General features: G+C 60.7%; 18 protein-coding genes. 7 read left to right on the top strand and 11 right to left on the bottom strand.

Features of this window, described 5'->3' with window-relative positions:
- The first annotated feature begins 381 nt into the window (after positions 1–381).
- Positions 382–2,349, top strand: a complete 1,968-nt coding sequence (locus tag DES53_RS15970) for an ABC transporter ATP-binding protein (protein WP_245958186.1) — start codon at positions 382–384, stop codon at positions 2,347–2,349.
- The gene (locus DES53_RS15965; RefSeq protein ID WP_113959284.1) at positions 2,346–4,205 is read left to right on the top strand and encodes an ABC transporter ATP-binding protein; all 1,860 of its coding nucleotides are present in this window, start codon (positions 2,346–2,348) and stop codon (positions 4,203–4,205) included. The genes DES53_RS15970 and DES53_RS15965 overlap by 4 nt, the downstream gene beginning before the upstream one ends.
- Positions 4,206–4,258: 53 nt before the next feature.
- Here DES53_RS15965 and DES53_RS15960 read toward each other — a convergent pair whose 3' ends face one another.
- Both DES53_RS15960 and DES53_RS15955 read right to left on the bottom strand, forming a co-directional pair.
- Positions 4,259–5,800 carry a YifB family Mg chelatase-like AAA ATPase gene (locus tag DES53_RS15960; RefSeq protein ID WP_113959283.1) on the bottom strand — a complete coding sequence of 514 codons (1,542 nt, stop codon included), beginning with the start codon at positions 5,798–5,800 and terminating at the stop codon, positions 4,259–4,261.
- A 126-nt stretch (positions 5,801–5,926) separates the two neighbouring features.
- Positions 5,927–8,443 (bottom strand): AMP-binding protein, encoded by a 2,517-nt coding sequence (locus DES53_RS15955; RefSeq protein WP_113959282.1) that lies wholly within the window; start codon positions 8,441–8,443, stop codon positions 5,927–5,929.
- A 149-nt stretch (positions 8,444–8,592) separates the two neighbouring features.
- On the opposite strand from DES53_RS15955, the gene DES53_RS15950 reads away from it, so the two are divergent.
- Positions 8,593–9,549, top strand: coding sequence for an alpha/beta hydrolase (locus tag DES53_RS15950; protein WP_147263437.1), 957 nt, complete (start codon positions 8,593–8,595; stop codon positions 9,547–9,549).
- Positions 9,550–9,818: 269 nt separating this feature from the next.
- Here the strand turns inward: DES53_RS15950 and DES53_RS15945 are convergent, their stop codons facing one another.
- The 6 genes from DES53_RS15945 to carA all read right to left on the bottom strand — a co-directional run bounded on the left by DES53_RS15945 (position 9,819) and on the right by carA (position 15,465).
- Entirely contained in the window at positions 9,819–11,510 is a 1,692-nt protein-coding gene (locus tag DES53_RS15945) for a sulfatase-like hydrolase/transferase (RefSeq protein ID WP_211325568.1), read from the bottom strand.
- 398 nt (positions 11,511–11,908) lie between these two features.
- Positions 11,909–12,121 carry an addiction module protein gene (locus DES53_RS15935; RefSeq protein ID WP_113959278.1) on the bottom strand — a complete coding sequence of 71 codons (213 nt, stop codon included), beginning with the start codon at positions 12,119–12,121 and terminating at the stop codon, positions 11,909–11,911.
- Between the two features lie 75 nt (positions 12,122–12,196).
- Positions 12,197–13,417, bottom strand: a complete 1,221-nt coding sequence (locus DES53_RS15930; protein WP_113959277.1) for an aspartate kinase — start codon at positions 13,415–13,417, stop codon at positions 12,197–12,199.
- Between the two features lie 63 nt (positions 13,418–13,480).
- Entirely contained in the window at positions 13,481–13,933 is a 453-nt protein-coding gene (locus tag DES53_RS15925; protein WP_147263436.1) for a hypothetical protein, read from the bottom strand.
- A gap of 77 nt (positions 13,934–14,010) precedes the next feature.
- Positions 14,011–14,244 carry a hypothetical protein gene (locus tag DES53_RS15920; RefSeq protein WP_113959275.1) on the bottom strand — a complete coding sequence of 78 codons (234 nt, stop codon included), beginning with the start codon at positions 14,242–14,244 and terminating at the stop codon, positions 14,011–14,013.
- A gap of 60 nt (positions 14,245–14,304) precedes the next feature.
- Positions 14,305–15,465 carry a glutamine-hydrolyzing carbamoyl-phosphate synthase small subunit gene (carA, locus tag DES53_RS15915; protein WP_113959274.1) on the bottom strand — a complete coding sequence of 387 codons (1,161 nt, stop codon included), beginning with the start codon at positions 15,463–15,465 and terminating at the stop codon, positions 14,305–14,307.
- A gap of 96 nt (positions 15,466–15,561) precedes the next feature.
- On the opposite strand from carA, the gene DES53_RS15910 reads away from it, so the two are divergent.
- Positions 15,562–16,830: an MgtC/SapB family protein gene (locus DES53_RS15910; RefSeq protein WP_113959273.1), complete on the top strand. Its 1,269-nt coding sequence runs from the start codon at positions 15,562–15,564 to the stop codon at positions 16,828–16,830.
- Between the two features lie 89 nt (positions 16,831–16,919).
- On the top strand, positions 16,920–18,416 hold the full coding sequence (locus tag DES53_RS15905; RefSeq protein ID WP_113959272.1) for a sigma-54-dependent transcriptional regulator: 1,497 nt from the start codon (positions 16,920–16,922) through the stop codon (positions 18,414–18,416).
- 189 nt (positions 18,417–18,605) lie between these two features.
- On the opposite strand, the gene priA is transcribed toward DES53_RS15905, so the two are convergent.
- Positions 18,606–20,915, bottom strand: a complete 2,310-nt coding sequence (gene priA / locus DES53_RS15900) for a replication restart helicase PriA (protein WP_113959271.1) — start codon at positions 20,913–20,915, stop codon at positions 18,606–18,608.
- A 150-nt stretch (positions 20,916–21,065) separates the two neighbouring features.
- Here priA and DES53_RS15895 point away from each other — a divergent pair, with 150 nt between their 5' ends.
- Positions 21,066–22,541, top strand: a complete 1,476-nt coding sequence (locus DES53_RS15895; RefSeq protein WP_113959270.1) for a glycoside hydrolase family protein — start codon at positions 21,066–21,068, stop codon at positions 22,539–22,541.
- Between the two features lie 34 nt (positions 22,542–22,575).
- Here the strand turns inward: DES53_RS15895 and DES53_RS15890 are convergent, their stop codons facing one another.
- Together DES53_RS15890 and proC are read right to left on the bottom strand one after the other, a co-directional pair.
- Complete coding sequence (locus DES53_RS15890; protein WP_113959269.1) at positions 22,576–22,905, bottom strand: hypothetical protein; 330 nt, start codon at positions 22,903–22,905, stop codon at positions 22,576–22,578.
- A gap of 21 nt (positions 22,906–22,926) precedes the next feature.
- Complete coding sequence (proC, locus tag DES53_RS15885; RefSeq protein WP_113959268.1) at positions 22,927–23,739, bottom strand: pyrroline-5-carboxylate reductase; 813 nt, start codon at positions 23,737–23,739, stop codon at positions 22,927–22,929.
- Between the two features lie 223 nt (positions 23,740–23,962).
- Here proC and DES53_RS15880 point away from each other — a divergent pair, with 223 nt between their 5' ends.
- A complete protein-coding gene (locus DES53_RS15880) occupies positions 23,963–25,429 on the top strand; it encodes a neutral/alkaline non-lysosomal ceramidase N-terminal domain-containing protein (protein WP_113959267.1) in 1,467 nt (488 codons plus the stop codon).
- Positions 25,430–25,439: the final 10 nt, after the last annotated feature.

The raw sequence follows: 25,439 nt of genomic DNA, 5'->3' as shown, positions 1-25,439 counted from the left end.
GCGGCGTTATGAACACGATGCTCTTCCCGTATTTCGGCGTCTCCTGGAACCTTCCAGGGGTGAAGAGCACCTTTCGCGCTGAGTTGACTTGAGTCCCGTTTCGAGATTCGTCCAGCCAGACTCAGACGCAGATTCGGTTCCGATTTCGGACCAAGCCTCTTCACCCCGAAGCCCAGTGCGGGCGGCGGGCTGATGGACGGGTAAAACGAATCGACCTCGAAAGAATCGGATTCTCGTCTTGGAAGGAACGCCCCCGCTGCCCGGCACACCCGGTTCGCAGTCCTCCCTTGGAACTATTGTTCCCGCCCTTCCTTCATCCGCTCCCGCTGCCCCGTCGTTTTTCTCCTTAGTTCCGCCAAGACACCTTCCACTCCCAAGGAAATGGAAACCTCATCCAGTGGCCCTGCCACGACCTCATCCCAACCTCAAACGCCAGTGCCCCCCAAGCCGGCGCCCGCAGCCCTGCTCTGGAGCCTCATGCAAGGATTCCGCGGCCAGTATGCCCTGGCCATTGCCGCGCTGCTGGTCTTCACGGCGATCAACTACCTCATCCCGCTGGTGGGCAGTGCGACCATCGATTTCGCCCTGACCTCCGGCGTGCTGCCAGGAGTGACTACAGCGGCCAAAGTGGCACCGGAGGCGGAGCTCTCGGCCCTGTTGGTCTCGTGGATGGGCGGGCCGGAACTCGTGCGCGCTCATCTGTGGTTGCCTGCTCTGGTCATGGTGGGGCTAACAGTGCTTGCAGGCCTCTTCAGCTACCTGAAGGGCAGGTTCGCCGCGCAGGCCTCCGATGGCATTGTCCGGCGGCTCAAGGACCGGCTGTATGATCATCTGCAGCGCTTGCCCACCAAGTACCATGACCACGCCGAGACGGGCGATCTGATCCAGCGCTGCACCTCGGATGTAGAGACCCTGCGCCTAGCGATCTCCACCCAGGTGGTGGACATCAGCAACGCCATCCTGCTGCTGCTCACGGCCCTGCCGGTGATGCTCCTGCTGGATGGCCGCATGACGGCGATCTCCTTCGTCCTGGTGGTGCCCATTGTGCTCTTTGGCTACATCTATGTAGGACGGGTGAAACACCTCTTCCGCGAAGTGGATGAGGCCGAGGGCCAGGTGACGCGTGTGGTGCAGGAGAACCTGACCGGCCTGCGTGTGGTGCGGGCGTTTGCGCGGCAGGGCTTTGAGATCGACAAGTTTGCAAAGCCCAACCGGCTCTACCGGGACCGGAGCCTGCGCCTGCTGCGCCTCATGGCGTGGTACTGGTCCACGTCCGACTTCATTGTGTTGATTCAGCAGGGAATCGTCCTGATTGCCGGGGCGTGGTTCATCTCCCAAGGGACGCTGAGCGTGGGCACGTTGTTCGCCTTCATCATGTTCCTGAACATGCTCCTCTGGCCGGTGCGCCAGATGGGACGCACGCTCACGGATCTGGGCAAGGCCACCGTGGCCCTGAACCGCATGGGTGAGATCCTTAGCGAACCGGAGGAAAGCAAACCGAATCCTGCCGGCGTACATCCCGAGCCCTTCAAGGGCGGGATCGAGGCGCGGGATCTCGTGTTCGATCACGATGGCAAGAGCGCGGCGCTCAATGGCATCAGCTTCACGGTGTGTCCGGGTGAAACGCTGGCGATCCTGGGACCTTCGGGCTCGGGGAAATCCACCATCATGCACCTGCTGCTGCGGCTCTATGACTACCGCTCCGGCTCCATTCATCTGGACGGTCAGGAACTCACCACGCTGGATCGCCAGTGGGTGCGCTCGCAGTTCAGCGTGGTGATGCAGGAGCCCTTCCTGTTCTCCAAGACAATCGGTGAGAACATCCGCCTGGGGCGCGACGGCGCAGCCAAGGAGGAGATCCAGGAGGCCGCGCGACTGGCGGACATTCACGACACCATCAACACCTTCTCCGCCGACTATGGAACGCTGGTGGGTGAGCGCGGCGTCACGCTCTCTGGCGGTCAGCGCCAGCGTGTGGCACTGGCTCGTGCCCTCCTGCGGGAGACACCCGTGCTGCTGCTGGACGATGCGCTGAGCGCGGTGGATGCGGAGACGGAGGCCACCATCCTGGATGCACTGCGCAGCCGCCACGGCCAGCGCACCACGCTGGTCATCGCCCACCGGCTCTCCACCCTGGCCCATGCCGATCGCGTCATCGTGCTCGATAAGGGCCTCATCATTCAGGAAGGCCGACCAGTGGATCTTCTGAAACAAGAGGGACTCTACCGGCGCCTCTGGACCATTCAAAACGCGGCCCAAGAAGAGATCCTCGAAGACGAGCGACTCGCCGCAGCCGCTCCCGCAGCCAGTGCTGCGCCGACCCCAACTCCATTCTCTGCCAGTCGATGAAGAACGAACCTCAAGAAGATGTGTTCAGTGAAAAGCTTGATCTCAAGCTCTGGGGCCGCGTGTTTCGTCATGCGTTGCCCTATAAGCGATTGTTGATGCCTCTCGCCATCGCCGCGGTGGGCATCGCCATTTGCGATGCCAGCTTCGCGCTGGTGACTCGCTGGACGGTGGATGCGGTTGCCCAACAGCAGCAGGTGAACCTGTGGCCCTATGCGACCGTGTACTTCGTGCTGGCCCTGGCGCTCTCCATCGGAGTGTGGATGTTCATCAACGCGGCCGGCGGACTCTCCAACAACATGAGCCACGACATCCGGCAGGAGTGCTTCAAGAAGCTCCAGGAGCTGGAGTTCGCCTACTTCGACCACCGGCCTACCGGCTGGTTGATCTCAAGGCTGACCTCCGACTGCGACAAGCTGGCCCGCATCATCGCCTGGGGCACACTGGATGTGCTGTGGGCGGTGTGTCTCGTGTTCATCATCGCCGTGGTGATGGTGGTGATGCAGCCGCTGCTCGGCCTGCTGGTGCTCTCAGTCGTGCCTCCGCTGGTGTGGGTGAGTGCAGTGTTTCAGAAGAAGCTGCTGCTCAGCTCGCGTGAGACTCGGAAGTACAACTCCATGATCACTGCCTCCTACGCCGAGGAATTACAAGGCCTGCGCACCACGAAATCCCTCGTGCGTGAGAACGAGAACCAGCGGGAGTTCGAGGTGCTATCCACCCAGATGTATGGGGTCTCCATCCAGAACGCCCTGCAATCGGCGGTGTACATTCCCATCGTGCTCACGCTGGGCAGCGTGGCCGCGGGCATTGCCCTGTGGCGTGGCGGTGCGGATGTGTTGAGCGGCTCACTGAGTCTGGGGACGCTGGTGGCATTCATCTTTTATGCCGGGCAGTTCTTCAACCCCATCAACCAGATCGCGCAGACGCTGGTGCAGATGCAGGGCGCACAAGCTGCGGGTGAGCGCGTGCTGAGCCTGCTGGCCACCATGCCGGAGATCCGCGATCACGAGGAGGTGCAGGCGCGCCTGCGCCTGTGGGATCGTCCTGACCGCCCTGTAGATGTGGCGCCGGATGGCTACGAACGGGAGATCCGCAGCGTGGCCTTTGAGCATGTGGACTTCTCCTACCAGACGGGGGAGCCGGTGTTGCAGGACTTCAACCTCACGGTGGAAGCCGGCCAGACCATTGCCTTGGTGGGTGCGAGTGGCGGCGGGAAGAGCACCATCGTGAATCTTGCTGCGCGGTTCTACGAACCCACGGGCGGGCGCATCCTGGTGAACGGGCGGGATCTCCGTGACCGCAGCCTGGAGTGGTACCATTCCAATCTCGGCATCGTGCTCCAGGGGCCGCACCTCTTCAGTGGCACCGTGCGGGAGAATATCCGCTATGGCAGGCTGGATGCGACCGATGCCGAAGTGGAAGCGGCTGCCCGCAGCGTGAATGCGGACAGCTTCATTCGTGCCCTGGAGAAGGGCTATGATACGGACGTGGGCGAGGGGGGGAACCGCCTTTCCACCGGGCAGAAGCAGCTCGTGTCCTTTGCCAGGGCGTTGCTGGCGGATCCGCGCATCTTCATCATGGACGAGGCCACCTCCTCCATCGACACGGAGACGGAGCAACTCATCCAGCAGGGGCTCAAGGCCATCTTCGAGGGGCGCATCAGCTTCGTCATCGCTCACCGGCTCTCCACGATTCGCGGTGCGGATCGCATCCTGGTCATTGAGAAGGGCCGGATTGTGGAAAGCGGCACGCATGAAGAACTGATGATCGCCCGAGGGCACTACCATGCGCTCTACACCCAGCAGTTCAGAAATGAACAGGTGGAGCACATGCTGGACGTGGGCGTGGTGGGCTCTTAGTACGGAGTGCTTGTGGGGCTTCGATACTAACGATGTGGCTAGCCCCCTCGCCCTCAACTCCACAGCGCCCGGTCGAGCGTTCGGTAGCCTATTGCCTCCAGCACATTCTGCGCACTGACATTCTCAGCGCCCTCCAGATCCGCCAAGGTACGTGCCACTTTCAGGATGCGATCGTGCGCGCGGGCGCTGAAGTTGTTCCCATTCATCGCGTGCTCCAGGTAGCCGGAGGCCTCGGCATCCAGTTCGCAATGCTTGCGAATCAGACGCGGAGTCATGGAGGCATTGGTATGCGTGCCTCGCTCCGCCTTAAAACGCTCGCGCTGGGTGGCTCGCGCTTTCTCTACGCGGGAACGGATATCTTCTGACGTCTCCGAATGTTCCTTCGACGACAGCGTCTTGTAGTCCACCGCAGGCACGTCCACATGGAGATCGATGCGATCCAAGAGCGGTCCGCTGATGCGCTGGCGATAGCGCTGGATCACAATCGGACCACAGCGGCACTCACGCTTCAGGTCGCCATAATAGCCGCAGGGACAGGGATTCATGGCCGCCACCAGCATGAACTGGGCGGGGAATGTCACCGAGCCAATGGCGCGACTGATGGTCACCTTCCCATCTTCCAGCGGCTGGCGCATCACCTCCAGCGTGGAGCGGCGGAACTCAGGCAACTCGTCCAGAAATAATACACCATGATGGGCCAGGCTGACCTCGCCTGGCCCGGGATTTGTGCCCCCACCAAGCAGACCCGCATCGCTGATCGTATGGTGTGGCGGACGAAACGGACGCGTGGCGATGAAGCTGCAATTGTCCCCCAGCAGGCCACCGGCGCTGTGGATCTTGGTGGTTTCAATCGCCTCCTCTTCGCTCATCCCAGGCATGATGGTGGGAATGCGCTTGGCCAGCATCGACTTGCCGGTGCCAGGAGGTCCGACCATCAAGAGATTGTGACCTCCAGCGACCGCCACTTCGATGGCGCGCTTCGCATCTTGCTGACCTCTCACCTCACTGAAGTCGATGCCATAGATGGCATGTGCCTGGAAGTACTCCGCGGCACGGCAGGGTTCGGGCTCGATGGCCTTCTCCCCCTTCAAATACTGCACCGCTTCCCGCAGGTCGTTCACGCCAATGATCTCGATGCCCTGCACCACGCTGGCCTCGACGGCCACGCGCTTGGGCACCATCAGTTGTTTGCGTCCCTTACCACGCGCTTCCTGCGCAATGGCCAGAACACCACGCACCGGTCGCAATTCGCCATTGAGAGCCAGTTCACCCACGATGCAGCAATCCAGAAGGCGCTCTGCAGCGATGCCTTCACGCCCGGCTATCGCGGTCAATGCCAGCGGCAGATCGAAGGCAGGACCTTGCTTTGGAAGGTCTGCCGGCGCCAGGTTGAAAGTCACATACCCGCTGAAGGGCATGTAGAAGCCACTGCTGGTCACGGCGGCAATCACGCGATCCCTCGCCTCCTTCACCGCAGCGTCTGGCAATCCCACCACGGTGATGCGGAAATTGTTCCCCTCCGCATGGTGGCACTCGATCTCCACCTCGACGGCGTTCACGCCAATCAGGGTGGCAGAGTAGGTGCGTGCAATCATGGAATGGAAAGGGTGCGCGCGATGCTAGCACGAAGCCCGCAGATGCGAGCAAAAAATGGCGCGTGTCTGCCAGATTGCCCCACGTCGGCGCTGCCGGATGAATGCTGGGATTTTCCGGTCCGCCCCTCAGGCACGCACCGCGTGGTTCTTTTCCCCAAACAAGTGCTGGTTCAGCAGAGTGGCCGTCTCAGCGCCGTCGCTACGGAGATAGGACTCGTGGGTACCCCTCACCGCGCGGAGATGGAGCTGGCCACCCGTGCACTGTCCCCAGTACTCCAGTGCATGGTCGGAGTTTTTCGCGTCCGATGCGAGAATGACCTGGAGATCACTCCGGATGCGACCGACCGGGGAGTTCCTCATCAGCCGGTAGTAGTTCCGGACCTTGTCCGGAGCATTCTTGATCTGCTCGCTTTCGGGTACCTCCATGCGTTTGCCTTCGATACCCTCGATCCATGGAGAGCGAGGAGGAGTGAGGGGATCGAGCATGGTCACAGCCTCCGGAGCAAATCCCTGCGCCTCCGCCTGACAGGCTACTTCCATGGCCACAGCCGAAGCCACACACTCGCCGATGAGGGTCCATTTCTTTTCCGCGATCACCGGCCTCAGTTCCTGCAGCACCGCTGCGGCATGATCACTCAGGGAGCCCGCCACAGGCCAATCGTCATCCATCGCCCGTGAGCGCACCGCGTAAATGGCGCGACTGGTTTGCAATGCGCTGACAACTCCAGCCAGCAGCAGTATTTCAGTCTCATCACCCCATCCCCCAGGGACGATGATGATGGGATGCGCCTCATCGCCGGCCTGAACACGGACGAGGAAGTTCCAGTCGGCATTCCACTCCAACACCAGCGGTGCTCTTGTTACCTGTGGAGCCTCCGTCCTCGTCTCAGCGGTTCTTGCCATGGAAGCCACCGTGAAGGCCTCCGAGACATCGCTCGAGTCAAACATGACTCCCATCGAAGCCCGGATCTCCGCGAACAATCGCAGTGCTTTCAAGGAATCTCCTCCCACCATCATGAATTCATCATGAAGGCCCGGGACGTACCCTCCCAGCACGCGCGACCAGCACGCTGCCATTGCCATCTCCCATTCACTGAGCAGTCCTTCTTCAGGAAAGGCGGTTTTGTTCTCTACGAAGACTTTTTGCCTGCGGAGAGCTTCACGATCCACCTTTCCACTGGGAGTCAAGGGCAGTGCATCGATGGTCCTCACCACCGACGGCATCATGAAGTCTGGCAGACGGCTCCTGAGATATGCACGAATCTCCCACTCGGGGAGTTGGGTGACCACGTGCGCCATCAATGCCATCTCAGCGCCCCCATCTTGATGGGCTATGACAGCCGCACCCGCCACTCCGGGCTGATTGGTGAGCGCATGCTCCACCTCTCCCAGCTCGATACGGTTGCCTCGAATCTTCACCTGATGATCCAACCTTCCTGCAAACGCGATGGAGCCATCCGGCAAACGTCGGCCTGTGTCGCCTGTGCGATAAGAGCGCCCCTTCCCTTCCCCACGAAAGCGATCCGCAGTCAACGCATCATCACGCCAGTATCCGGGCGAGAGATAAGCGCTATACGCAACGATTTCGCCGACTTCACCTTCCCGGCACTCATTGCCTTCTTCATTGAGAATGCTGAGAGTGGTCCCCTCGGGAGGAAGGCCCACCGGCACCGCCTTGTCAGAAATCAGCGTGTCATGGTCAATGCGAAATCTGGCGTAGTTGAATGTCTCCGTGGAACCGAGACAATTCAGCAGGACACACCCTCGAGGAAATCGACTCTTGAAGAGTTCCACATCCGCAAGACGCAGTTCCTCCGTGCCGAGACGGATGATCCGCAGGTGAGGAAATGAAACGCCGGCTTGTACGCATCCGGCGAACTGCCGGAAGAGCGTAACGGAGGACGTGTAGATGGAGATACGCTCCTGCTCCAACCATGGCGTCAGTGACGCCAATCCTGCCAGCCTCAGGTTGTATGGGTATAGTGTAGCGCCATTGAGCAGCGAGACAAACATCGTGGCCACCCCCTGCCCCATGCTGAAAGCGGTAAGTCCCACCAGCCGATCTTCTGAGCTAATGTCCATCAATTCCGAAAAGGCATGGACATTCTTCAGCAGGTTGCGGTGCGTCTGGATCACGCCCTTCGGCCTGCCCGTAGTGCCGGAGGTATAGAGAAGGTAGGCATAACTCTCGGATGTGATTGCGAGGCGTTCAGCCACTTGATTCCGTGGCGCAGGCAACCTGTCGAGATTCACAATGGATCCCCTTTCACCACGGACACGTCGCGCCAGATCCAGCAGGGCACCGTGGGTCACCAGCGTCTTGGGTTCCGCATCTGACACGATGGAGCGCAAACGCTCCTCAGGATGCTCCACAGAGAGGGGCACACACACCGCGCCTGCCTTCAGCACTCCCAGCCACCCGACGATCAAAGGTATGTCATCTGGGAGGAGCAGGGCCACGCGATCACCTGGCACGACACCCTCGCTCAAAAGAGCGTCCGCCAGCAGCGCGACTTCCCTGGCAAGTTCCCCATAGGTGACGGTGCGCCCGCCAGAGACCACAGCCGGTGCCTCCGGATTGCGTACCAGGACCTTCTCAAAACACTCAGGAATGGTCTGCGCTGTCCAGGACTCGAGCTCCATCGCGTCTTTTTTCGCACCACTCTGTTAGTTCTGCAAGCTGGGTGACCCGCCCTGCACATGCCCCGTTTGCAGCGCCACCCCCCCTGCTGCTCCCCTATTCAGGAAAGTCCGCCTCCAGAAATGGGCATGGATTCACGTATCTCTCTTCCATGCCCGTCCCCCGACCTTCGATGTTTCCTCCTGCATTGCTCCGCTCAGCACGGCTCCTCGGTGCACTCCTCCTTCTGCTCGCTCTGCCACTGCGCGCTGCGCCCCCCGGTAGACCTCTTCCGAGCCGCCCGGACGTGTCCTACGGTCCCCGCCCGCTGCAGGTGCTGGACGTTTACCTCCCACCAAAACCGAACGGCCCTAGTCCGGTGCTGATCTGGTACGGCGGCATCTGGAAGCCGGCGAAAAATGTGCCGGACTGCAATCCCTTCTTCAAAGCCGGCTGCGCGGTCATCGGCGTGCAGACGCGCACCATGGGAGAGGCGACGCAGGATGGCGTATTCCCACCCATTTCGTATGTGATGGATGACGCATGCCGTGCCGTGCAATTCGTCCGGTCCAAGGCTGCCGAATGGGGACTCGACCCGGAACGCATCGCCGTGGGTGGTGGTTCTCAAGGAAGCCTGCCTGCGCTGTATGTCGGCTGTGCCGCCGATCGCGCCAATCCTGATGCGACTGATCCTGTCGAGCGTCAGTCTACCAAAGTCGTGGCCATTGCCGCCTTTCGCAGTCAGCCGACCATTGACCCCAAGCGCATGCAGGAGTGGGTGCCAGGTGTGGTGTGGGGCGCACCGGCGCTTGGTTGCAAGTTCGAGGAGTCGCTCGCACGTCGCGATGAGCTGCTGCCCGTGATCAAGGAATGGTCACCGGACTACTTGCTGCATTCCGGCGTACCTCCCATCTACTTCGAAAACGAATGGGGCCTCACCCAGCCAGAGGACAAGAGTGTGACCGAAACCAACTACAAGGTGCATGCCCCGATGTGGGGGCTCGGTTTTCAGAAGCTGGCTCAAGAAAAGGGCGTGAAGTGTTATGTGAAATATCTGGGCCATGCCACGGAAGAATATGTCAACACGTGGGACTTCCTGGTGAAGCAGCTTACGGCGAAGGGGGCGTAGTTCGTTGAGAAAATAGCTCGGTCGCATCGCATATCGAGCAAGTCACTTGGAGTGCTGGAGCTTGCTCCAGCTTTCCGCAGGCAGCTTGCTGCCGTGAAGCCAGACGTGACGCAGCTATCCTCCCATATGTTCGGCGCCATGGGTAGCTTCACGCAGAGCAAGCTCTGCTCCCGAAAGCTGGAGCAAGCTCCAGCAGTCCAAATTCACCGCCCCTGTTCAGCACACTGACTACGAAGACACGCACTCAGCCAAGCGATGTTCGGATTGTTCTACTGTCCCACAAACTCCTCACGGCTCAGCATGCCGTCGTTGTTCTTGTCGAACTTGATCCAACGCTTCGGTGCTTCATCGGGATCAGGCTGGTCCTTGAGAAACTCTTCCTTCGTGAGCTTGCCGTCTTTGTCCTTGTCTCGTTTGTTGAACATGGCATTGCGATCCTGCTTTGGCTTCTTGGCTGATGCGGCTGCATTTGCCTGGGGCTTGCTACGATCCAACAGCTTCAATCCGGCAGGTGGGGCCTCGCCCAAACGCTTCGCCATCATTGCGGAGAGCTCGGATACAGTAGCCGCGTGTTCGGACTTGCCTGCGAGATTCTCCGTCTCGCCTGGGTCGTTCTGCATGTCATAGAGCTCACGATCCGCGATGCTCTTGTCCGCCTTCTGCCACTCCACATAGCGCCAGCGTTCCGTGCGCATGGCCTGACCAAGCAGCGGACCGGCTTCCTGCGAACCACGCGGATACACCTGGAAGGCCGCAGGCTTCACGGAACCCTTGGGATCATCGAGCAGCGGCACGAGGCTTGCACCCTGAAGATGCGAAGGCTTCGCGATGCCAGCCAGATCGCAGAGCGTGGGATAGATATCATTGAACTCCACCACGGCGCTCGACTTCTGGCCACCCTGCTTTCCGGGAGCGGAGAAGAGCAGCGGCGCATTGGTGGCCTGCTCGTAGTTCGAGTGCTTGCACCACATGCCATGGTCTCCGAGATGCCAGCCATGGTCGCCCCAGAAGACGATGATGGTCTTGTCAGCGAGGCCCAGCTTCTCCAGCTCATCCAGCACAAGCCCAAGCTGCGCGTCCATGTAGCTCGTGGCCGCATAGTATCCATGAATCAGCGTGCGCGTGAGTTCTGGTGGGAGCGCTCCTTTCTCGGGAATGCCGAGGTACTGTCGCAGTTCACCCCACGCGGTGGGCGCATACGAAGGAGCACCGACTGGTGGCTCGCTGCGTTCTGGTTGTGGCAATGTCTTGGGATCATACATGTCCCAGTATTTCTTGGGCGCACAGAAAGGCAGGTGAGGCTTCACAAAACCCACCGCAAGGAAGAAGGATTCCCCACTATCCTTGAAGCCGCGCAACCGCTTCACCGCTTCCAGCGCGATCTTGCCATCGCCATAGGCATCATCCGGCACATCCGCGGATTCGTAAGCCGCGCCCTTTGGGAGCTTGCCCGCAGGCTTGTTGTCGAAGAGCGCCTCCTCACGAGTCAGCGTCCGCTTGTTCTCCTCCAACGCATAACCAATGCTCTTCGCCTGGAAATGCGGCACGCTCCAAGAGGCGGCATCTTCAGTGTTGCCATGGCCCACGTGGAATATTTTTCCCAGCCCATGGCTTTGCCAGCCCTGCTGCTTGAAGTACTGCGGCAGGGTTACCACCTCCGGCGCACGTTTCCGGAAATTCGTGCCAAGGTCATAGATCTGCAGCGTCTCGGGGCGCAGCCCGGTCAACACGCCATTGCGCGACGGCGAGCACACCGCCTGCATGCAATACGCCCGCGTGAACACCGTCCCCTTCGCCGCGATGCGGTCGATATTCGGCGTCTTCGCGTGCGTGTCCCCATAACAGCCGATGGTCGGCTTCAGGTCGTCCACCGCGATGAAAAGGACGTTGGGTTTCTTGTCGGCTGCCGTCGCGAGTGCAGGCAGAAGCAGCAGCGCGGAGACAAGGAGGCGCAGTTTCATGGTGGTCATCTTGCGATGGGAAACGCCGCAGATGCCAGCCAGATCGCACGATTTTCGGCTTTCGAAAGCAAGCCCCTTCTCCACAGTTTTACGCACCAGCTATTGTCTCTTTAATCCAAACGAAGGGTGTCGTCGATCATGGCGAAGCACCAGGATGCGGATCCCAAACTACGTTTCGCGGTACAGAAAGTGATAAGGGAACCCGGGCACATTTGCCCGGCGTAACTGGCCGGATATGGGATGGAATCTCTTGGGGTTCTCCACAGCCTTGTCCGCTAGAGCAAGGAATGCTCCAAAGAAACGATCCGCCACGGACTCCCCCGCTTCTTCAATGTAATAACGAAGGATGCCGTCCATATCACGCTGGACGAGCCTGTGAAAAACGACCCGCGGCTCCATCAACGCCCAAATGCCGCTTTGAACTGTTCCAATGTCATACCCACGGAGGGATCACGATCCAGCTCCGCATCCCGTCTCAGAGCTTCTGCAACACCTTCATCATCATCATGAAGGACCGCGGGAAGCGAATCCAGCAAGTGCGCCGCCAAAGCAGCTCGCTGATCCTGCGGCAGCTGCATGGCTTGCGCCTCAAGTTCGCTCAGGGTAACCATGTCAGAAGATGGGACAAATTAGCGAACTTCGCAATGGGGTATTGTCCAGAGGCGGCCGGCCAGACGCGCAGGCTTCTACGGCACCACCTCTCCCTCCGCCTCGAGAAACGTCGCATGCAATCTCCGCACCGCATCATCCACACCCGCCAGTGGCACCAGCCAGGTGATGCGGAAGCGTGAGGTGGAAATGCCCAGCACGCCATGCGTGGCCAGGGCTGCGGAGCCAGCACGGAGATTTTTGTAGTTCGTGGTAATGCCAGTACCCACCACGCTCACCGCGCCGATGCCGTCTTCCAGCTTCACGGTGTCGCCGAACTTCTCCTGCAACTTCGCACGCAGTCGCGCTTCATCATGCAGGTTCTCGCGGGAAATGACCATGGCGAGGCTGTTGGCGCCATCACCCGAGGTGGCCACGTGCAGTTGCTTGCCGACCACGGACAATTCATCCAACAACTCCAGCACGGCATCCGCACCACTGGTGGCATTCAGGAGGAAGAGGTCCTTCTCGCTGGCCACGCCCACGACACGCCCGGGCACATTGGGGCCGAACTTCCGCACGACGGTGCTGTCCGTCGGCTCTTCCGCACCGGGAGGCGCCTGCTTGGTGGCACGAGCGTAGATAGCGATGCCGCGCTCCTTGGCGAATTCCACGGCCTGCGCATTCAACACCTTCGCACCCGCCTCGGCCATCTCCTGCATCTCCTCATACGCCATGGTGGGGATGCGTTTCGCTGCGGGTACCACGCGTGGGTCCGCAGAATACACGCCATCCACATCCGAACAAATCTCACACCACTCCGCATCCAACGCCGCCGCCATGGCCACGGCGGTGGTGTCACTGCCACCGCGTCCCAGCGTGGTGATCTCCTTACGGTAGGATACACCCTGATATCCGGCGATGATCACAATCTTCCCACGCGAAAGCTCATCCTGCACGCGGAAGGGTCGCACCTCGATGATGCGCGCATCGATGTGACGATCATTGGTGACGATCCCCGCCTGGCTGCCGGTGAAGCTGATAGCATCCCCGCCCAGCTCACGAATCGCCATGGACAGCAGTGCCATGGAGATGCGCTCCCCCACGGAGAGAAGCATGTCCAGCTCACGGCGTTCTGGGTTCGTCGCCACCTTTTTCGCGAGGGTGAGCAGATCATCCGTGGTGTCTCCCATGGCGGAGACCACCACCGTCACCTGATGCCCCGCCTTCTGGGTCTCCATCACCCGCTGCGCCACAGCGCGGATCTTGTCCGCATCCGCCACGCTGCTGCCGCCATATTTTTGCACGACGATTGCCATGGGCCCATTAGTGGCACAGGGCGGCGAAGCTGGCACGTGAATTGTCAGGCGGCTCGTGAACGCCTAGAAAATCTTCCGCCAAATCTGGCCGAGGAATCCTTCCGACGTCCCTTCTGTGACCGGCGAGGAATGCAGTTCTTCCTCTGGAAGGATGCCTTTCAACTTCTCCCGAAGAGAGATGCGATCCGGCTCATCTTCTTCTAGATGGTTTTGCTTGGTCTTCCAAAGCAGGATCAAGGAGGCATAGGGGATGCGGACACCGTCTGCTTCGTCCCATTCGATCTGCGAGGTCGCGTCCGCATAGGTGATGCCACACAGGCTCGTCGCCAAGTCGACTACCATACTATCCGCCACACGTACCTCTACATACTCCCGCAAGTCCGCGTCACGCAACTCACGCGCCGCCTTGTCCGGTAATGTCTCAAGCGCATCCAGCACTTTCCGCTGGTTCTCAGTATCGCCATCAATCAAGAGCTTGAGTTCTGGCAGCAAATGGTCACCCCCATGATGAAGCATGGCGTGGCTTCCAACGACCACGTAGAGCGCCTCCCTCCTGTTCAGCTCACGGAAGAGATCGGTGACATCACGTCTATCTACGCCTGTGTCTTGCCCTGGGGCTTCACGTAGCGAATCTGTCCCATCCATGCATCTGCCTCCTCGTATGTTTTGAATTTAAAGACTCCCTTGGGATAGACCGGTGCGCCACGCAAAAGCATGGCCTGTCTCTGGAGACAATCGAACCGCTCTGTCTGGCTGCCCAAACTCTCGAGGCGTCCGACTACACGCACAGCATCATTCTTCGGCAGACCATCATGGAGAGTTTCCATGGTCAAGATTACTCCATTCCCAATCCAACAGCAAGGCTTCTGGAGAAGCCTTCTACGATTTTACTTCTTCTGCTCGTCAATCAACTGCGCAAACTCACGGAAGAAGTAGCTCGCATCATTCGGTCCCGGAGCGGCTTCAGGATGGTACTGCACGCTGAATACCGGGTAGTCCTTGTGACGCAGGCCTTCGACCGTGTTGTCGTTCAGATTGATGTGGGTCACTTCCACATTGGAGGGAAGCGTGTCCGCGTCCACGGCAAAGCCATGGTTCTGGCTGGTGATGGACACCTTGCCACTGCGCAGGTCCTTCACCGGCTGGTTGCCGCCGCGATGGCCGAACTTGAGCTTGTAGGTGGTGCCGCCAAACGCGTGGCCCAGAAGCTGGTGGCCGAGGCAGATGGCGAAAATGGGCTGGTGCGGCGTGAGCTTGCGCACCTGCTCATGGATGTACCCCAGCGCCGCCGGATCCCCCGGGCCATTGCTCAGGAAGACACCATCCGGCTTGCGCTTCAGCACTTCTTCCGCGCTGGTCGTGCTGGGCACCACCTCCACGGCGAAGCCCTCCTGACGCAGGCGGCGCAGAATGTTGCGCTTGATGCCGAAATCGTAGGCCACGATACGATGCTTCGCTTCGGGGAGCTGATGGAAGACACCTTCCGCGCCACCCGTGGTACCCTGGCTCGGATTCGGGATGTCCCAGCGGCGGCTGCTTTCATCATCCCAGAGGTAGGGATCCACGGTGGTGACTTCCTTCACGAAATCGCTGCCGGCCATGGGCGCGCTGGCGCGGGCAAGCTCCACCGCTTCTTCCACACTGGAGGCCTGGCTGGTGATGACCGAGCGCATGGCGCCACGGGTCCGCAGGTGCTTGGTGAGCGCGCGGGTGTCGATGCCCTGGATACCGGGGATGTCCCACTCCTTCAGCCAGCCGTCGAGCGACTGGGTGCTGCGCCAGTTGCTGGGCACTTCACACAGTTCCTCCACCACAAAGCCGCGCACGTGGGGAGCATTGCTCTCAAGGTCGAGCGGGTTGATCCCATAGTTCCCGATGAGCGGGTAGGTCATCGTCACAATCTGGCCGCGGTAGGAGGGATCCGTCAGGACTTCCTGATAGCCAGTCATCGAGGTATTGAAGCAGATCTCTCCAGTGCGCGTGGCGGTCGCGCCAAAGGCGATACCTTCAAAGTGACGTCCGTCTTCCAGTGCGAGGAGGGCTTTCATGTGGGGTGCCTGACTTACTCGAAATGGGGGGGTGGTGCAACACCGAACGAAAGATTGCCACACGACACCCGGATTCCCTATTCTACTGTACAAACGATGACTGAAGCGACCGAGATGCCTGCCAGCGAAATCTTCGGGGCGCTGGGCACCGCCCTCGGGCTGGGTCTGCTGGTGGGTCTGGAGCGGGAGTGGGTGAAGGACCGGGTGGCCGGCATTCGCACCTTTGCCTTGGTCACCCTCTCCGGGGCACTCTCCGCCCTGGTCGCCAGTACTTACGGAGGGTGGGTCATCGCAGCCTCCCTGCTCTGCCTCGCCATGCTGATCCTGATCGGCAATCTCCCTGCTCTCAAGAAGGGCACCTCCACTGCAGACATGGGGCTGACCACAGAGTTTGCCATGCTGGTGATGTTTCTCACTGGCATGATGCCCATGCTGGGCCATCCGGTGGCGGCGACCGTGACGGCTGGCGTGGTGATGGTGCTGCTGCAGAGCAAGGACGCCATGCATGGCGTGGTGAGACGCATCGGCGCAGCGGAGTTGAAGGCCATTGCCCGCCTCGTGCTCATCGGGCTGGTCATCCTCCCCGTGCTGCCGAACGAGGACTACGGGTACTACGGCGTCTTTAACCCGTTCAAAATTTGGCTCATGGTGGTGCTCATCGTGGGTCTGAGCCTGGTGGCCTATCTGGTGGGAAAGTTCATCGGTCCCAATCGCGGCCTGCTGGTCTCCGGTCTTCTCGGGGGGCTGATTTCCAGCACCGCCACCACGGCCAGCCTCTCCCGCCAGAGCAAGGACACCAAGGCCAGCCCTCCCTTACTGGCCATGGTCATCATGATTGCCTCCACGGTCGTCTTCGGCCGCGTCGTGGTGGAAATCCTCATGGTGGCCCCGAAGGTGGGCCAGTCGATGATTTACCCCTTCCTCGCCATGATGGCGTGGATGGCCGTGGTCAGTTTCGTCTGCTGGATGCTTTCGCGAAAGGAAATCGTGAAACCTCCTCAAAGTGAGCCTCCTTCCGAGATCAAGGGGGCGGTAATGTTTGGTCTGCTGTACGCCCTCGTGCTGCTGGGAGTGGCCGTGGCCCGGCACAACTTTGGCCAAGGTGGCCTCTTCACTGTGGCAGCCATCTCGGGCCTGACGGATATGGACGCCATCACCCTCTCCACAGCCAATCTGGTGCATGGCAACCACCTTGACCCCGGCACGGGCTGGCGTGTCATCCTCACGGGAGGGGTGGCGAACCTGATCTTCAAGGGAGCCATGGTCGCCACCATCGGGAGCCGGGCCCTGGCCGGGTGGGTAGCCGGGGTCTTTGGCGTCTCTATATTAGGCGCTGGCCTCATCGCCTGGCTCTGGCCTGCCTGAGACGTCTCCTATTCTTGTGCGCAGTTTGGAGCTTTAAGGGCCAGCTTGTCCTTTGCATCGGGGGGAATATGTGAAACAGTTCCCGTCCCATGCAGCAAAAAGACCCCAGCGCCGCATCCACGCGAATCATCATCGTGGATTCGGAGACGGATTTTTCGGGTTGGGCCGCCACCCACCTGAAGGCTCCGGACGTGACTATTGAGACCTTCGAACGCGCCGAGGATGCGCTGGCGGCCTACATGAAGCAACGCGCCGACCTCGTGCTGACCGAGGCCAGGCTGCCCCAGATGAGCGGCATCGAGCTGCTCAAGCGCCTCCGCCAACAGGACCCGAACGCCATGGTCCTTTTATTTAGTGGTCTGGCTGGCACCAGCGCGGTGATCGAATCCATGCGTCTCGGCGCCTATGACTTCCTGCGGAAGGAACAGATGCCGTATGACCTCCGTTCCATCGTGGAGAGCGCCCTCCGTACCGTGGAGGCCCGTCGCACCACGCTGGCCAGCGCCTCGCCCGTTTCGGCGGAGAGCATCCAGGAGACCATCATTGGCCGCAGCGGTGCCATGCAGGAGGTCTTCAAGCTCATCGGCCGTGTGTCCCGCAGTGACGCTGCCGTGATGATCACCGGTGAGAGCGGTTGCGGCAAGGAACTCGTCGCCCGCGCCATTCACAAGTTCAGCCCGCGCACGCAGAAGGAGTTTGTGGCCATCAACGTGACGGCCATCCCGGACAACCTGCTGGAGAGCGAGCTCTTCGGCCACGAGAAAGGCGCCTTCACCGGTGCCGTGGCCCAGCGCATGGGCCGCTTTGAACAGTGCGACGGTGGCACCCTCTTCCTGGATGAAATTGGCGACATGCCCCTGACCGTGCAGAGCAAGCTGCTCCGCGTGCTGCAAGAAGGGGAGCTCAGCCGTGTGGGTGGCAACACCACCCTGAAGACGGATGTCCGCGTGCTCGCCGCCACGAACAAGGACCTCGAAAAGGAAGTGACCGAGGGCAAATTCCGCGAAGACCTTTTCTACCGCCTGAATGTAGTGCGCATCCACATCCCGCCACTCCGTGAGCGTCGCGAGGATGTGCGTATCCTTGCCGAGTTCTTCCTGCAGCGCATGGCTGCCCGCAAGCGCACCCCTCAGATGCGTTTCTCCGAGGACGCCCTCGCCCTCCTCGAAGCCTATGACTGGCCCGGCAACGTGCGTGAACTGGAGAACACCCTCCAGCGCGCCTGCGCCCTGTGCAATGCCGACGTGCTGCTCCCCGCGGACATCCCGCTCGGCAGCAACACCCAGCGCGTCGTCACTCCCATCCACACACTGACCCGCATGCAGGACGCCCTGCAGACCCTCATCCATGGCGCTCAACAGTTGCCGGGATTCGAGCTCATGCCCTGGGTGGAACGCGAACTGAAGAAAGCCGCCCTGCGTGCCAGTGGACAAAACTCCGAGGACGCCGCCGGCCTGCTCGGCGTGTCTGAAGAAGACCTCTCCCAGGCCAAGACCGAAACCAAGCCTGTGCCAGTTCCTGTGGCAGCGGGTGCCGGCGCAAAAGCTGCGGACCCCAAGGCAGCGAAGACGCGAAAGGCTTCGTAGCAAAGCAACGGGAAAGGATAGCCGCAAAGAAACGCAAAAGGTACCGGAGGTATCAGCATGCGACACGGCATGCTGATGATACACCTCAATGCTTTAACACGTGCTCTTCACCTTGGCTCCGCTCAGAAACCTTTTGTGTTTTTTGCGTCTTTTTGCGGCTAAAAAATCACTGCCGCACCCCTGACATCATCACATCAGCGACATCGCATCCACATCCCACGTCACGATGACGCCCTCCGGGAAGGTCATGCCTGCGAGCACCTTCTGCAGGTGCATGACCAGCGGACGAATTTTCTCCGCGCGCAGCAGGAGCTGAAAACGGAACTGCCCGTGCGCCTTGGCGAGCGGTGAAGGACAGGGCTCACCCATGATGAGATCCGGTGGTGCCTCTTTCTGCAGCCGAGATGCGAGCGTCTGCAGGCTGAACTCCGCATGCGCCGCTTCCTTGCCCCGTGAGCCAATCAATACGGTATGGAGATAGGGCGGGTAGTGCCACTGCTGGCGCTGCTCCAGTTCCTGCTCGGCAAAGCCATCGAAGTCCGTGTGACGTGAAAACTGAATCGCCGGGCTGTGCGGCGTGTACGTCTGGATGAAGACCTCACCTTGCCGCTCCCCGCGCCCGGCACGACCTGCCACCTGGGTGAGAAGCTGGAAGGTGCGCTCGGCAGCGCGGTAGTCGGGGAGGTTCAGCGCAAGGTCCGCATTGAGCACGCCTACGAGTGTGACGTTGGGGAAGTCGAGCCCCTTGGCGATCATCTGCGTGCCGATGAGGATATCGAGCTTCTGACTGCGGAAGAGGCGTAGCGTATCGCGGAGCTGATTCTTCCGCTGCATGGTGTCCGTATCCACACGGGCAAGGCGCGCCTGTGGGAACACCTTGCGAATGGTCTCTTCCGCGCGCTCGGTGCCGAAGCCTGCAAAGCTCAGTGAAGGATCCCCGCACGACTCACACTTGCGTGGTGGCAGCTTCCGCATGCCGCACACATGGCAGATGAGCTTGGTATCGCTCTTGTGAAAGGTCATGGCCACGGAGCAATCCGGGCAGACACAGGTCACGCCGCACTTCATGCAGGAAAGCGCGGTATTGAAGCCGCGCCGGTTGAGGAAGAGGATGGACTGCTCACCACGCTCCAATCTTGCCTGCACAGCGAGGCGCAGCTTCTCACTCAAGATGCTGAAGCCGTCCTTCGTGCGGCGCTTCTCCAGGCGCATGTCCACGATGCGGATGAGCGGCAAGGATTTGCCGTCAGTGCGCTTGTTCATGCGCAGGAGTTCGTACTTCCCGCTCTTCGCATTCTCGAAGGACTCCAGACTCGGCGTGGCACTGCCGAGAATCACGGGGCAGCCTTCCATCTTCGCACGCACCACGGCGAGATCACGCGCGTGGTAGCGCGGATTCTCATCCTGCTTGTAGCTGGGCTCATGTTCCTCATCCACGATGATGAGGCCCACATTCTCCAGCGGCGCAAAGATGGCGCTGCGCGCGCCGATGACGATGTCCGCGCGCTCCTCGTGAATCTTGAACCACTCATCGTGACGCTCACCCTCGGAGAGATGGCTGTGCAAAACAGCGATGCGCTGCTTTCGCTCGGAGAAGCGTGACTTGAAGCGTTCGATGGTCTGCGGCGTGAGGCTGATCTCCGGCACCAGCACAAGCGCGGTTTTGTTCTTCTCCAGCACCCGACCGATGGCCTGCAGGTAGATCTCCGTCTTGCCGCTGCCCGTCACGCCGAAGACGAGCATCGGAGGGCTATCGGCGGGCCTCTCCAGCGCCTGGAGCACGCGGGCGTACACGGCGCTCTGCTCTTCCGTGAGCGTGAGCGGCGCGGAAGGCATGAACTCCTCTTCTTGAAACGGGTCACGCTCCACGCGCACTTCACTGCGCGTGACGAGCCCCTTCTTCACCAGCACGTGAATCACCTGCGTGGCCCGCGGCAGTTCCTTGCGCAGCATGCTCAGCGTGGATTCACCGCCGTTCGCCTGGATGGTTTCCAGGATGCGTACCTGGATAGGCGCGGCCTTGCGCAGCTTCTCCAGTTCGTCCGTATCCGGCATCTTCACGAGTGAGATGTGGCTGTCAGAAAGGAAACTCTCCGGTCGCGAACGCACCGCCTCGGGCAGCATGGTACGCAGCACCTGCCGCAGCGGGCAGAGGTAGTACGCGCTCAACCACTTCGCGAGCTTCAGCAGGTTCTCGGGGAACATCGCCTTGGTGCCAATGGTGTCTGCAATGGGACGCAGCCTGCCTGCATGAGGTGAGTCGTTGAGCAATTGCACCACCACGGCGATGGCCCGCCTTCCCTGCAACGGCACATGCACGCGTGAGCCGAGATGCACGCGATGCGCGAGCTCTTCCGGAATGATGTAGTCAAGCTCCAGCGCGGTCTCTTCCACCAGCACACGAGCGATGCGCGGCTGGTCGCTCTCCCGCTCCAGCACAGCGCCGCCATCCTGTGGTTCAAACAGGCTGGGTTGGGTGGACTTCGTGGAGGAGGACATGTGCTGTGATGCTTCCGATACCTCACCCTAGAGTAGGGTGCGCGGCATCGCACAAGGAATCTCTGCAAGGCTGAGCGGCAATCCGTCGCCTTCTGCTTTCTTTCCGCATGACGAAAATTGCCATGCACTCGTTGCGTAAGGCTCCCCGCCATGACACGCACGCCCTTCCCGCTTCTCTCGCTGTGTATCGCATCCCTCGGCCTCGCGCCGCTTCTTCCAGCCCCTGCGGCGGAACCCATCGCCATCGGCTCGCGACTGGAGTTGTTCGTGGACGGTCACCTCATTGAGAAGCTGGATCGTTGCGCGCTGAAACTTCATGAGCCGGTGCTGGCCGGGACTGCGCTCACGCTGGATGCGCCATGGGAAGGGTCCTTCTGCGGCTACTTCACCGTGCTCAAGGATGGCGGCACCTATCGCATGTACTACCGCGGCAGGCCCGATACCGGGAAAGACGGTACGCGCGGCGAAGTCACCTGCATGGCCGAGAGCAAGGACGGCATCTCCTGGACTAAACCCAAGCTCGGTCTCTGCGACTCTGGCGGCAGCAAGGACAACAACATCATCCTCGATGAGTCGCCCTTCACTCACAACTTTGCCCCCTTCATCGACACCAACCCTGCCTGCCCTCCGGATCAAAAGTACAAAGCCGTGGCTGGCACGGCGAAGTCAGGGCTCGTCGCCTGGGTCTCTCCCGATGGCATCCACTGGAAGAAGCTTCGCGAAGAAGCGGTGTTCCGCAAAGGCGCCTTCGACTCGCAGAACGTCGCTTTCTGGTCGGAGGCTGAGCAGTGCTACCTGCTCTACTTCCGCGTCTTCACCGGCGGCACCGTCGATGAGAAGGTGTGGCAACCCAAAGGCTTCCGCACCGTAGCCCGCACCACGTCGAAGGACTTCATCAACTGGACCGAGCCGCAACGCATGAGCTTTGGTGACACGCCACCGGAGCACCTCTACACGAACAACACCCACGCCTACTTCCGCGCGCCGCATCTCTACATCAGCACTCCCATGCGATTCATGCCTAGCCGCAAAGTGCTCACGGATGAACAAGCGGATGCGCTGGGTGTGAAGAAGGGATACTCAGGCGGTTGCGCGGAGGCCGTCTTCATTTCCTCACGCGGTGGCAACACCTACGACCGCACCTTTATGGAAGCGTGGATTCGCCCCGGCACTGACTTGGGCAATTGGGCCTCACGCGCCGGCCTCACCGCCTGTGGCGTCGTGTCCACCGGTCCGGCAGAAATGAGCCTCTATAAGCAAGCCCATTACGCGCAGCCCAGCACACACCTGCTACGCTACACCTTGCGCACCGATGGCTTCGCCAGCGTGAACGCCCCCTACCGAGGTGGTGAATTCACCACCAAGCCCCTCACCTTCACCGGCAGCAAGCTCACCATGAACTTCGCCACGGGAGCCACCGGTGGCGTGCAGGTGGAGATACAGAATGCTGCGGGCAAGCCCATTGCTGGATACACTCTCGAAGACGCGGTGGAACAGATTGGCGACGAGATCGAACGCCCCGTGTCCTGGAAAAGCGGCAGCGACATCAGCAAGCTCACCGGTGAGCCGGTGAAGCTTCGCTTTGTGATGAAGGACGCGGATGTATTTGCGGTGCAGGTAAAGTAGAACGTAGTCCGCGAGTCCCTTCGCGGTCAGGATTTCAGTTTGGATGGTAGTACATCATACTCGGCTTCGGGGTGAACCATCTCCTCCAGAGAGGTAGTGAGACCCAAAATTCGTAGCTCCGCCTTTCGCGATCGTAAGCGATGAAATTCTCGCTGATGACATATTCGAGTTGGGGGTCGCCATCAGTACCAATCCAAGCTTCCGCATGTGGTCGGGTGCTCAGCCAAGTCTGAGCATATTCCCTGGCATCCTCGATCGCCTCGAATTTGAACACGGGAGATTCCCCTGGTCCCAGGAAGCGGCTGCTGTCCTCGTTCAGCACGATACCGGTATTCACTTCGGCGAATGTCACTTGGTACGCCATGCGCCAGTAATTAGGTATGTACTACCCCGCCAACTCCTTGCTCCGCTCCGTCGCCTTCCTCACCGCCTGAATCAGCGCATTCCTCAACCCATTCGCCTCAAGCTGCTCCAGCCCCGCGATAGTGGTACCACCCGGACTGGTGACTTCATCACGCAGCACGCCGGGATGCTTGCCGGTCTCCAGCACCATCTGCGCGGCGCCAGCGACGGTTTGCGCGGCGAGCTGCAGCGCAGTGGCACGGGGCAGACCCATGAGCACGCCACCATCGGCCAGCGCTTCAATCACGGTGTACACATACGCAGGACCGCTGCCGCTCAAGCCAGTGACAGCATCCAGCAATTTCTCCGACACTTCTTGGGCGACACCCACGGCACCGAGCACCTTGGCCGCGAGTTCGGCGTCTTCGTCCGTCGCATGCTGGCCACGCGCAAACGCCGCGGCACCGGCGAGCACCAGCGCGGGCGTGTTCGGCATGGAGCGGATCACACGCGCCTGACCACCCAGCCAGGACTCAAGCTGCTTCAGCGTGATGCCGGCAGCGATGGAAAGGAAGAGGCACTTCTCCAGCTTCAGCTTGGGGGCTTTCACCAGCCCCTGAAGCAACGCCGGCATGTCCTGCGGCTTCACGGCAAGCACGACGACTTGAGAAGAGGCAACGAGTTCGGCAGGGTCTTTGGCGGCTTTGGCTGCGGGCGCTTCGGATTGCAAGGCCTTCACGGCAGCAGGCACCTTGTCATACAGGGAGATGTCCTTTGCCTTCACAAGCGAGGCCTTCAGCGCGCCCTTGAGAAGCGCCCCGCCCATCTTACCGCAACCAATCAGTCCGAGTTTCATGCAGGCGGCAGCATAGCCGGGCAAGGCAGCCTAGCAAAGGGGGATGTTTTCCAAAGTAGCTTCGACTTCAGTCGAATCAGGAGGCGTGGCAAACGCCGGAGACGTTTCAGTTCGGCTGAAGCCGAAACTACTTTGCGAGCAGCCATCAATTCGCGCGACTATCTCTTCGAAGATTTCTCCATTGCGCACCGTTTCAGGAACTCACGCGTTTCTCCTCTATCTCATGAAACTTCGCTTCTCCCTCCTTTCGAAGTACGCCGCGTTCACCCTCGCCACCACCTCGCTGCTTCACGCCGCAGCTCCGCTCAAGGCCGCAGACGCCACCGGACTGCACGCCGGTGCGGCGGCAGTGGACATTACGCCGGATCAGTGGCCACTGTCACTGCGGGGGTCCTTCTCGCCGCGCTCCTCTGCCGGGGTGAATGACCCTCTGCATGCACGCGCCATTGCGCTGAAGAACGGCGAAGGCAAGGTGGTCATCGTCATCGTGGACAATCTGGGCATCGGTCGCGAGACGCTGGATGAAGTGAAGAAGCGCGCGGCGGAAGCGACCGGATGGAAGACAGAAGAAATGCTCATCGCCGCGACGCACACGCACACCGCACCCTCCATTTCCAGCACCAGCACTCTCGGTGCCCAGGCGGCCTACCGGGAGAAGTCGCAGGGCGGCATTGTAAAATCCATCGTGGATGCCATCGCGAAGCTGCAACCCGCCGAGATCGCCTTCGGCTCGGACAATGTGCCGGAAGAAGTGAAGAACCGTCGTCACTTCCTCAAGGAGGGTACCATGCCGGTGAATCCCTTCGGCGAGTACGACAAGGTGAAGACGAACGCGGGCCGTGCCGACATCGTAAAGCCTGCCGGTCCCACCGACCCCGAAGTCGCCGTGCTGGATGTACGCACACGCAAGGGACGACCGCTGGCCTTCCTCGCGAACTACTCGCTGCACTACGTGGGCGGCATGCGGGAGGGCACTGTGTCCGCGGATTACTTTGGCGAGTACGCCCGCATCATGCCGTTCCGCGTGGGCGGCAGCAAGCCGCCGGAAGATTTCGTGGCGATGATGTCCAACGGCACCAGCGGCGACATCAACAACATCGACTTCGACCAGACCCGCCCGCCACGTGAACCGTTTGAGCAGATCCGTCTCGTCGCCGCGAAATGTGCCGATGCCTCGTGGCGTGCTACCCGGAATGCCGAGCGTCATGAAAATCCGCGCATCGCCATCGTGCAGCGCGAGGTCGTGCTGCAACGTCGCCGCCCCACACCGGAGATGCTGGAGCGCGCCAAGAAGATCGTGGCCATGACCAAGGAAGAGAAAGCAAAGCTCCCCGGCAAAACGGAGAACTACGCCTATCGCACCCTCAGCGCCGCCGAAGCTCCGGAAACCATGCCCGTGCTGCTCCAGGCCCTGTGCATCGGTGACCAGGCTATCGTGACGATGCCGTTTGAGGTGTTTGTGGAGATCGGATTGGAGATCAAAAAGAAAAGTCCCTTCCCGCGCACCTTCATGATTGAACTGGCGAATGGTTCGGGTGGTTACCTCCCCACGCCGGCGCAGCATGAACTCGGTGGCTATGAGACATGGCTCGGCACAAACAATGTGCAGAAGGACGCCTCTGATATTCTCACGAAGCACCTGCTGAAGATGCTGGCGGAATTGAAGGCGGGTGCCCAAGCGGCAAACTGAGCACCCCGAC

This window comes from Roseimicrobium gellanilyticum (assembly GCF_003315205.1).
Lineage (GTDB): Bacteria > Verrucomicrobiota > Verrucomicrobiia > Verrucomicrobiales > Verrucomicrobiaceae > Roseimicrobium > Roseimicrobium gellanilyticum.
This window is presented reverse-complemented; position numbering and strand designations above follow the sequence as displayed.

Coding starts and splice junctions, on each gene's coding strand:
- DES53_RS15970 (WP_245958186.1), top strand. CDS start 382: ATGGAAACCTCATCCAGTGGCCCTGCCACGACCTCATCCCAACCTCAA.
- DES53_RS15965 (WP_113959284.1), top strand. CDS start 2,346: ATGAAGAACGAACCTCAAGAAGATGTGTTCAGTGAAAAGCTTGATCTC.
- DES53_RS15960 (WP_113959283.1), bottom strand. CDS start 5,800: ATGATTGCACGCACCTACTCTGCCACCCTGATTGGCGTGAACGCCGTC.
- DES53_RS15955 (WP_113959282.1), bottom strand. CDS start 8,443: ATGGAGCTCGAGTCCTGGACAGCGCAGACCATTCCTGAGTGTTTTGAG.
- DES53_RS15950 (WP_147263437.1), top strand. CDS start 8,593: ATGCCCGTCCCCCGACCTTCGATGTTTCCTCCTGCATTGCTCCGCTCA.
- DES53_RS15945 (WP_211325568.1), bottom strand. CDS start 11,510: ATGAAACTGCGCCTCCTTGTCTCCGCGCTGCTGCTTCTGCCTGCACTC.
- DES53_RS15935 (WP_113959278.1), bottom strand. CDS start 12,121: ATGGTTACCCTGAGCGAACTTGAGGCGCAAGCCATGCAGCTGCCGCAG.
- DES53_RS15930 (WP_113959277.1), bottom strand. CDS start 13,417: ATGGCAATCGTCGTGCAAAAATATGGCGGCAGCAGCGTGGCGGATGCG.
- DES53_RS15925 (WP_147263436.1), bottom strand. CDS start 13,933: ATGCTTCATCATGGGGGTGACCATTTGCTGCCAGAACTCAAGCTCTTG.
- DES53_RS15920 (WP_113959275.1), bottom strand. CDS start 14,244: ATGGAAACTCTCCATGATGGTCTGCCGAAGAATGATGCTGTGCGTGTA.
- carA (WP_113959274.1), bottom strand. CDS start 15,465: ATGAAAGCCCTCCTCGCACTGGAAGACGGACGTCACTTTGAAGGTATC.
- DES53_RS15910 (WP_113959273.1), top strand. CDS start 15,562: ATGACTGAAGCGACCGAGATGCCTGCCAGCGAAATCTTCGGGGCGCTG.
- DES53_RS15905 (WP_113959272.1), top strand. CDS start 16,920: ATGCAGCAAAAAGACCCCAGCGCCGCATCCACGCGAATCATCATCGTG.
- priA (WP_113959271.1), bottom strand. CDS start 20,915: ATGTCCTCCTCCACGAAGTCCACCCAACCCAGCCTGTTTGAACCACAG.
- DES53_RS15895 (WP_113959270.1), top strand. CDS start 21,066: ATGACACGCACGCCCTTCCCGCTTCTCTCGCTGTGTATCGCATCCCTC.
- DES53_RS15890 (WP_113959269.1), bottom strand. CDS start 22,905: ATGGCGTACCAAGTGACATTCGCCGAAGTGAATACCGGTATCGTGCTG.
- proC (WP_113959268.1), bottom strand. CDS start 23,739: ATGAAACTCGGACTGATTGGTTGCGGTAAGATGGGCGGGGCGCTTCTC.
- DES53_RS15880 (WP_113959267.1), top strand. CDS start 23,963: ATGAAACTTCGCTTCTCCCTCCTTTCGAAGTACGCCGCGTTCACCCTC.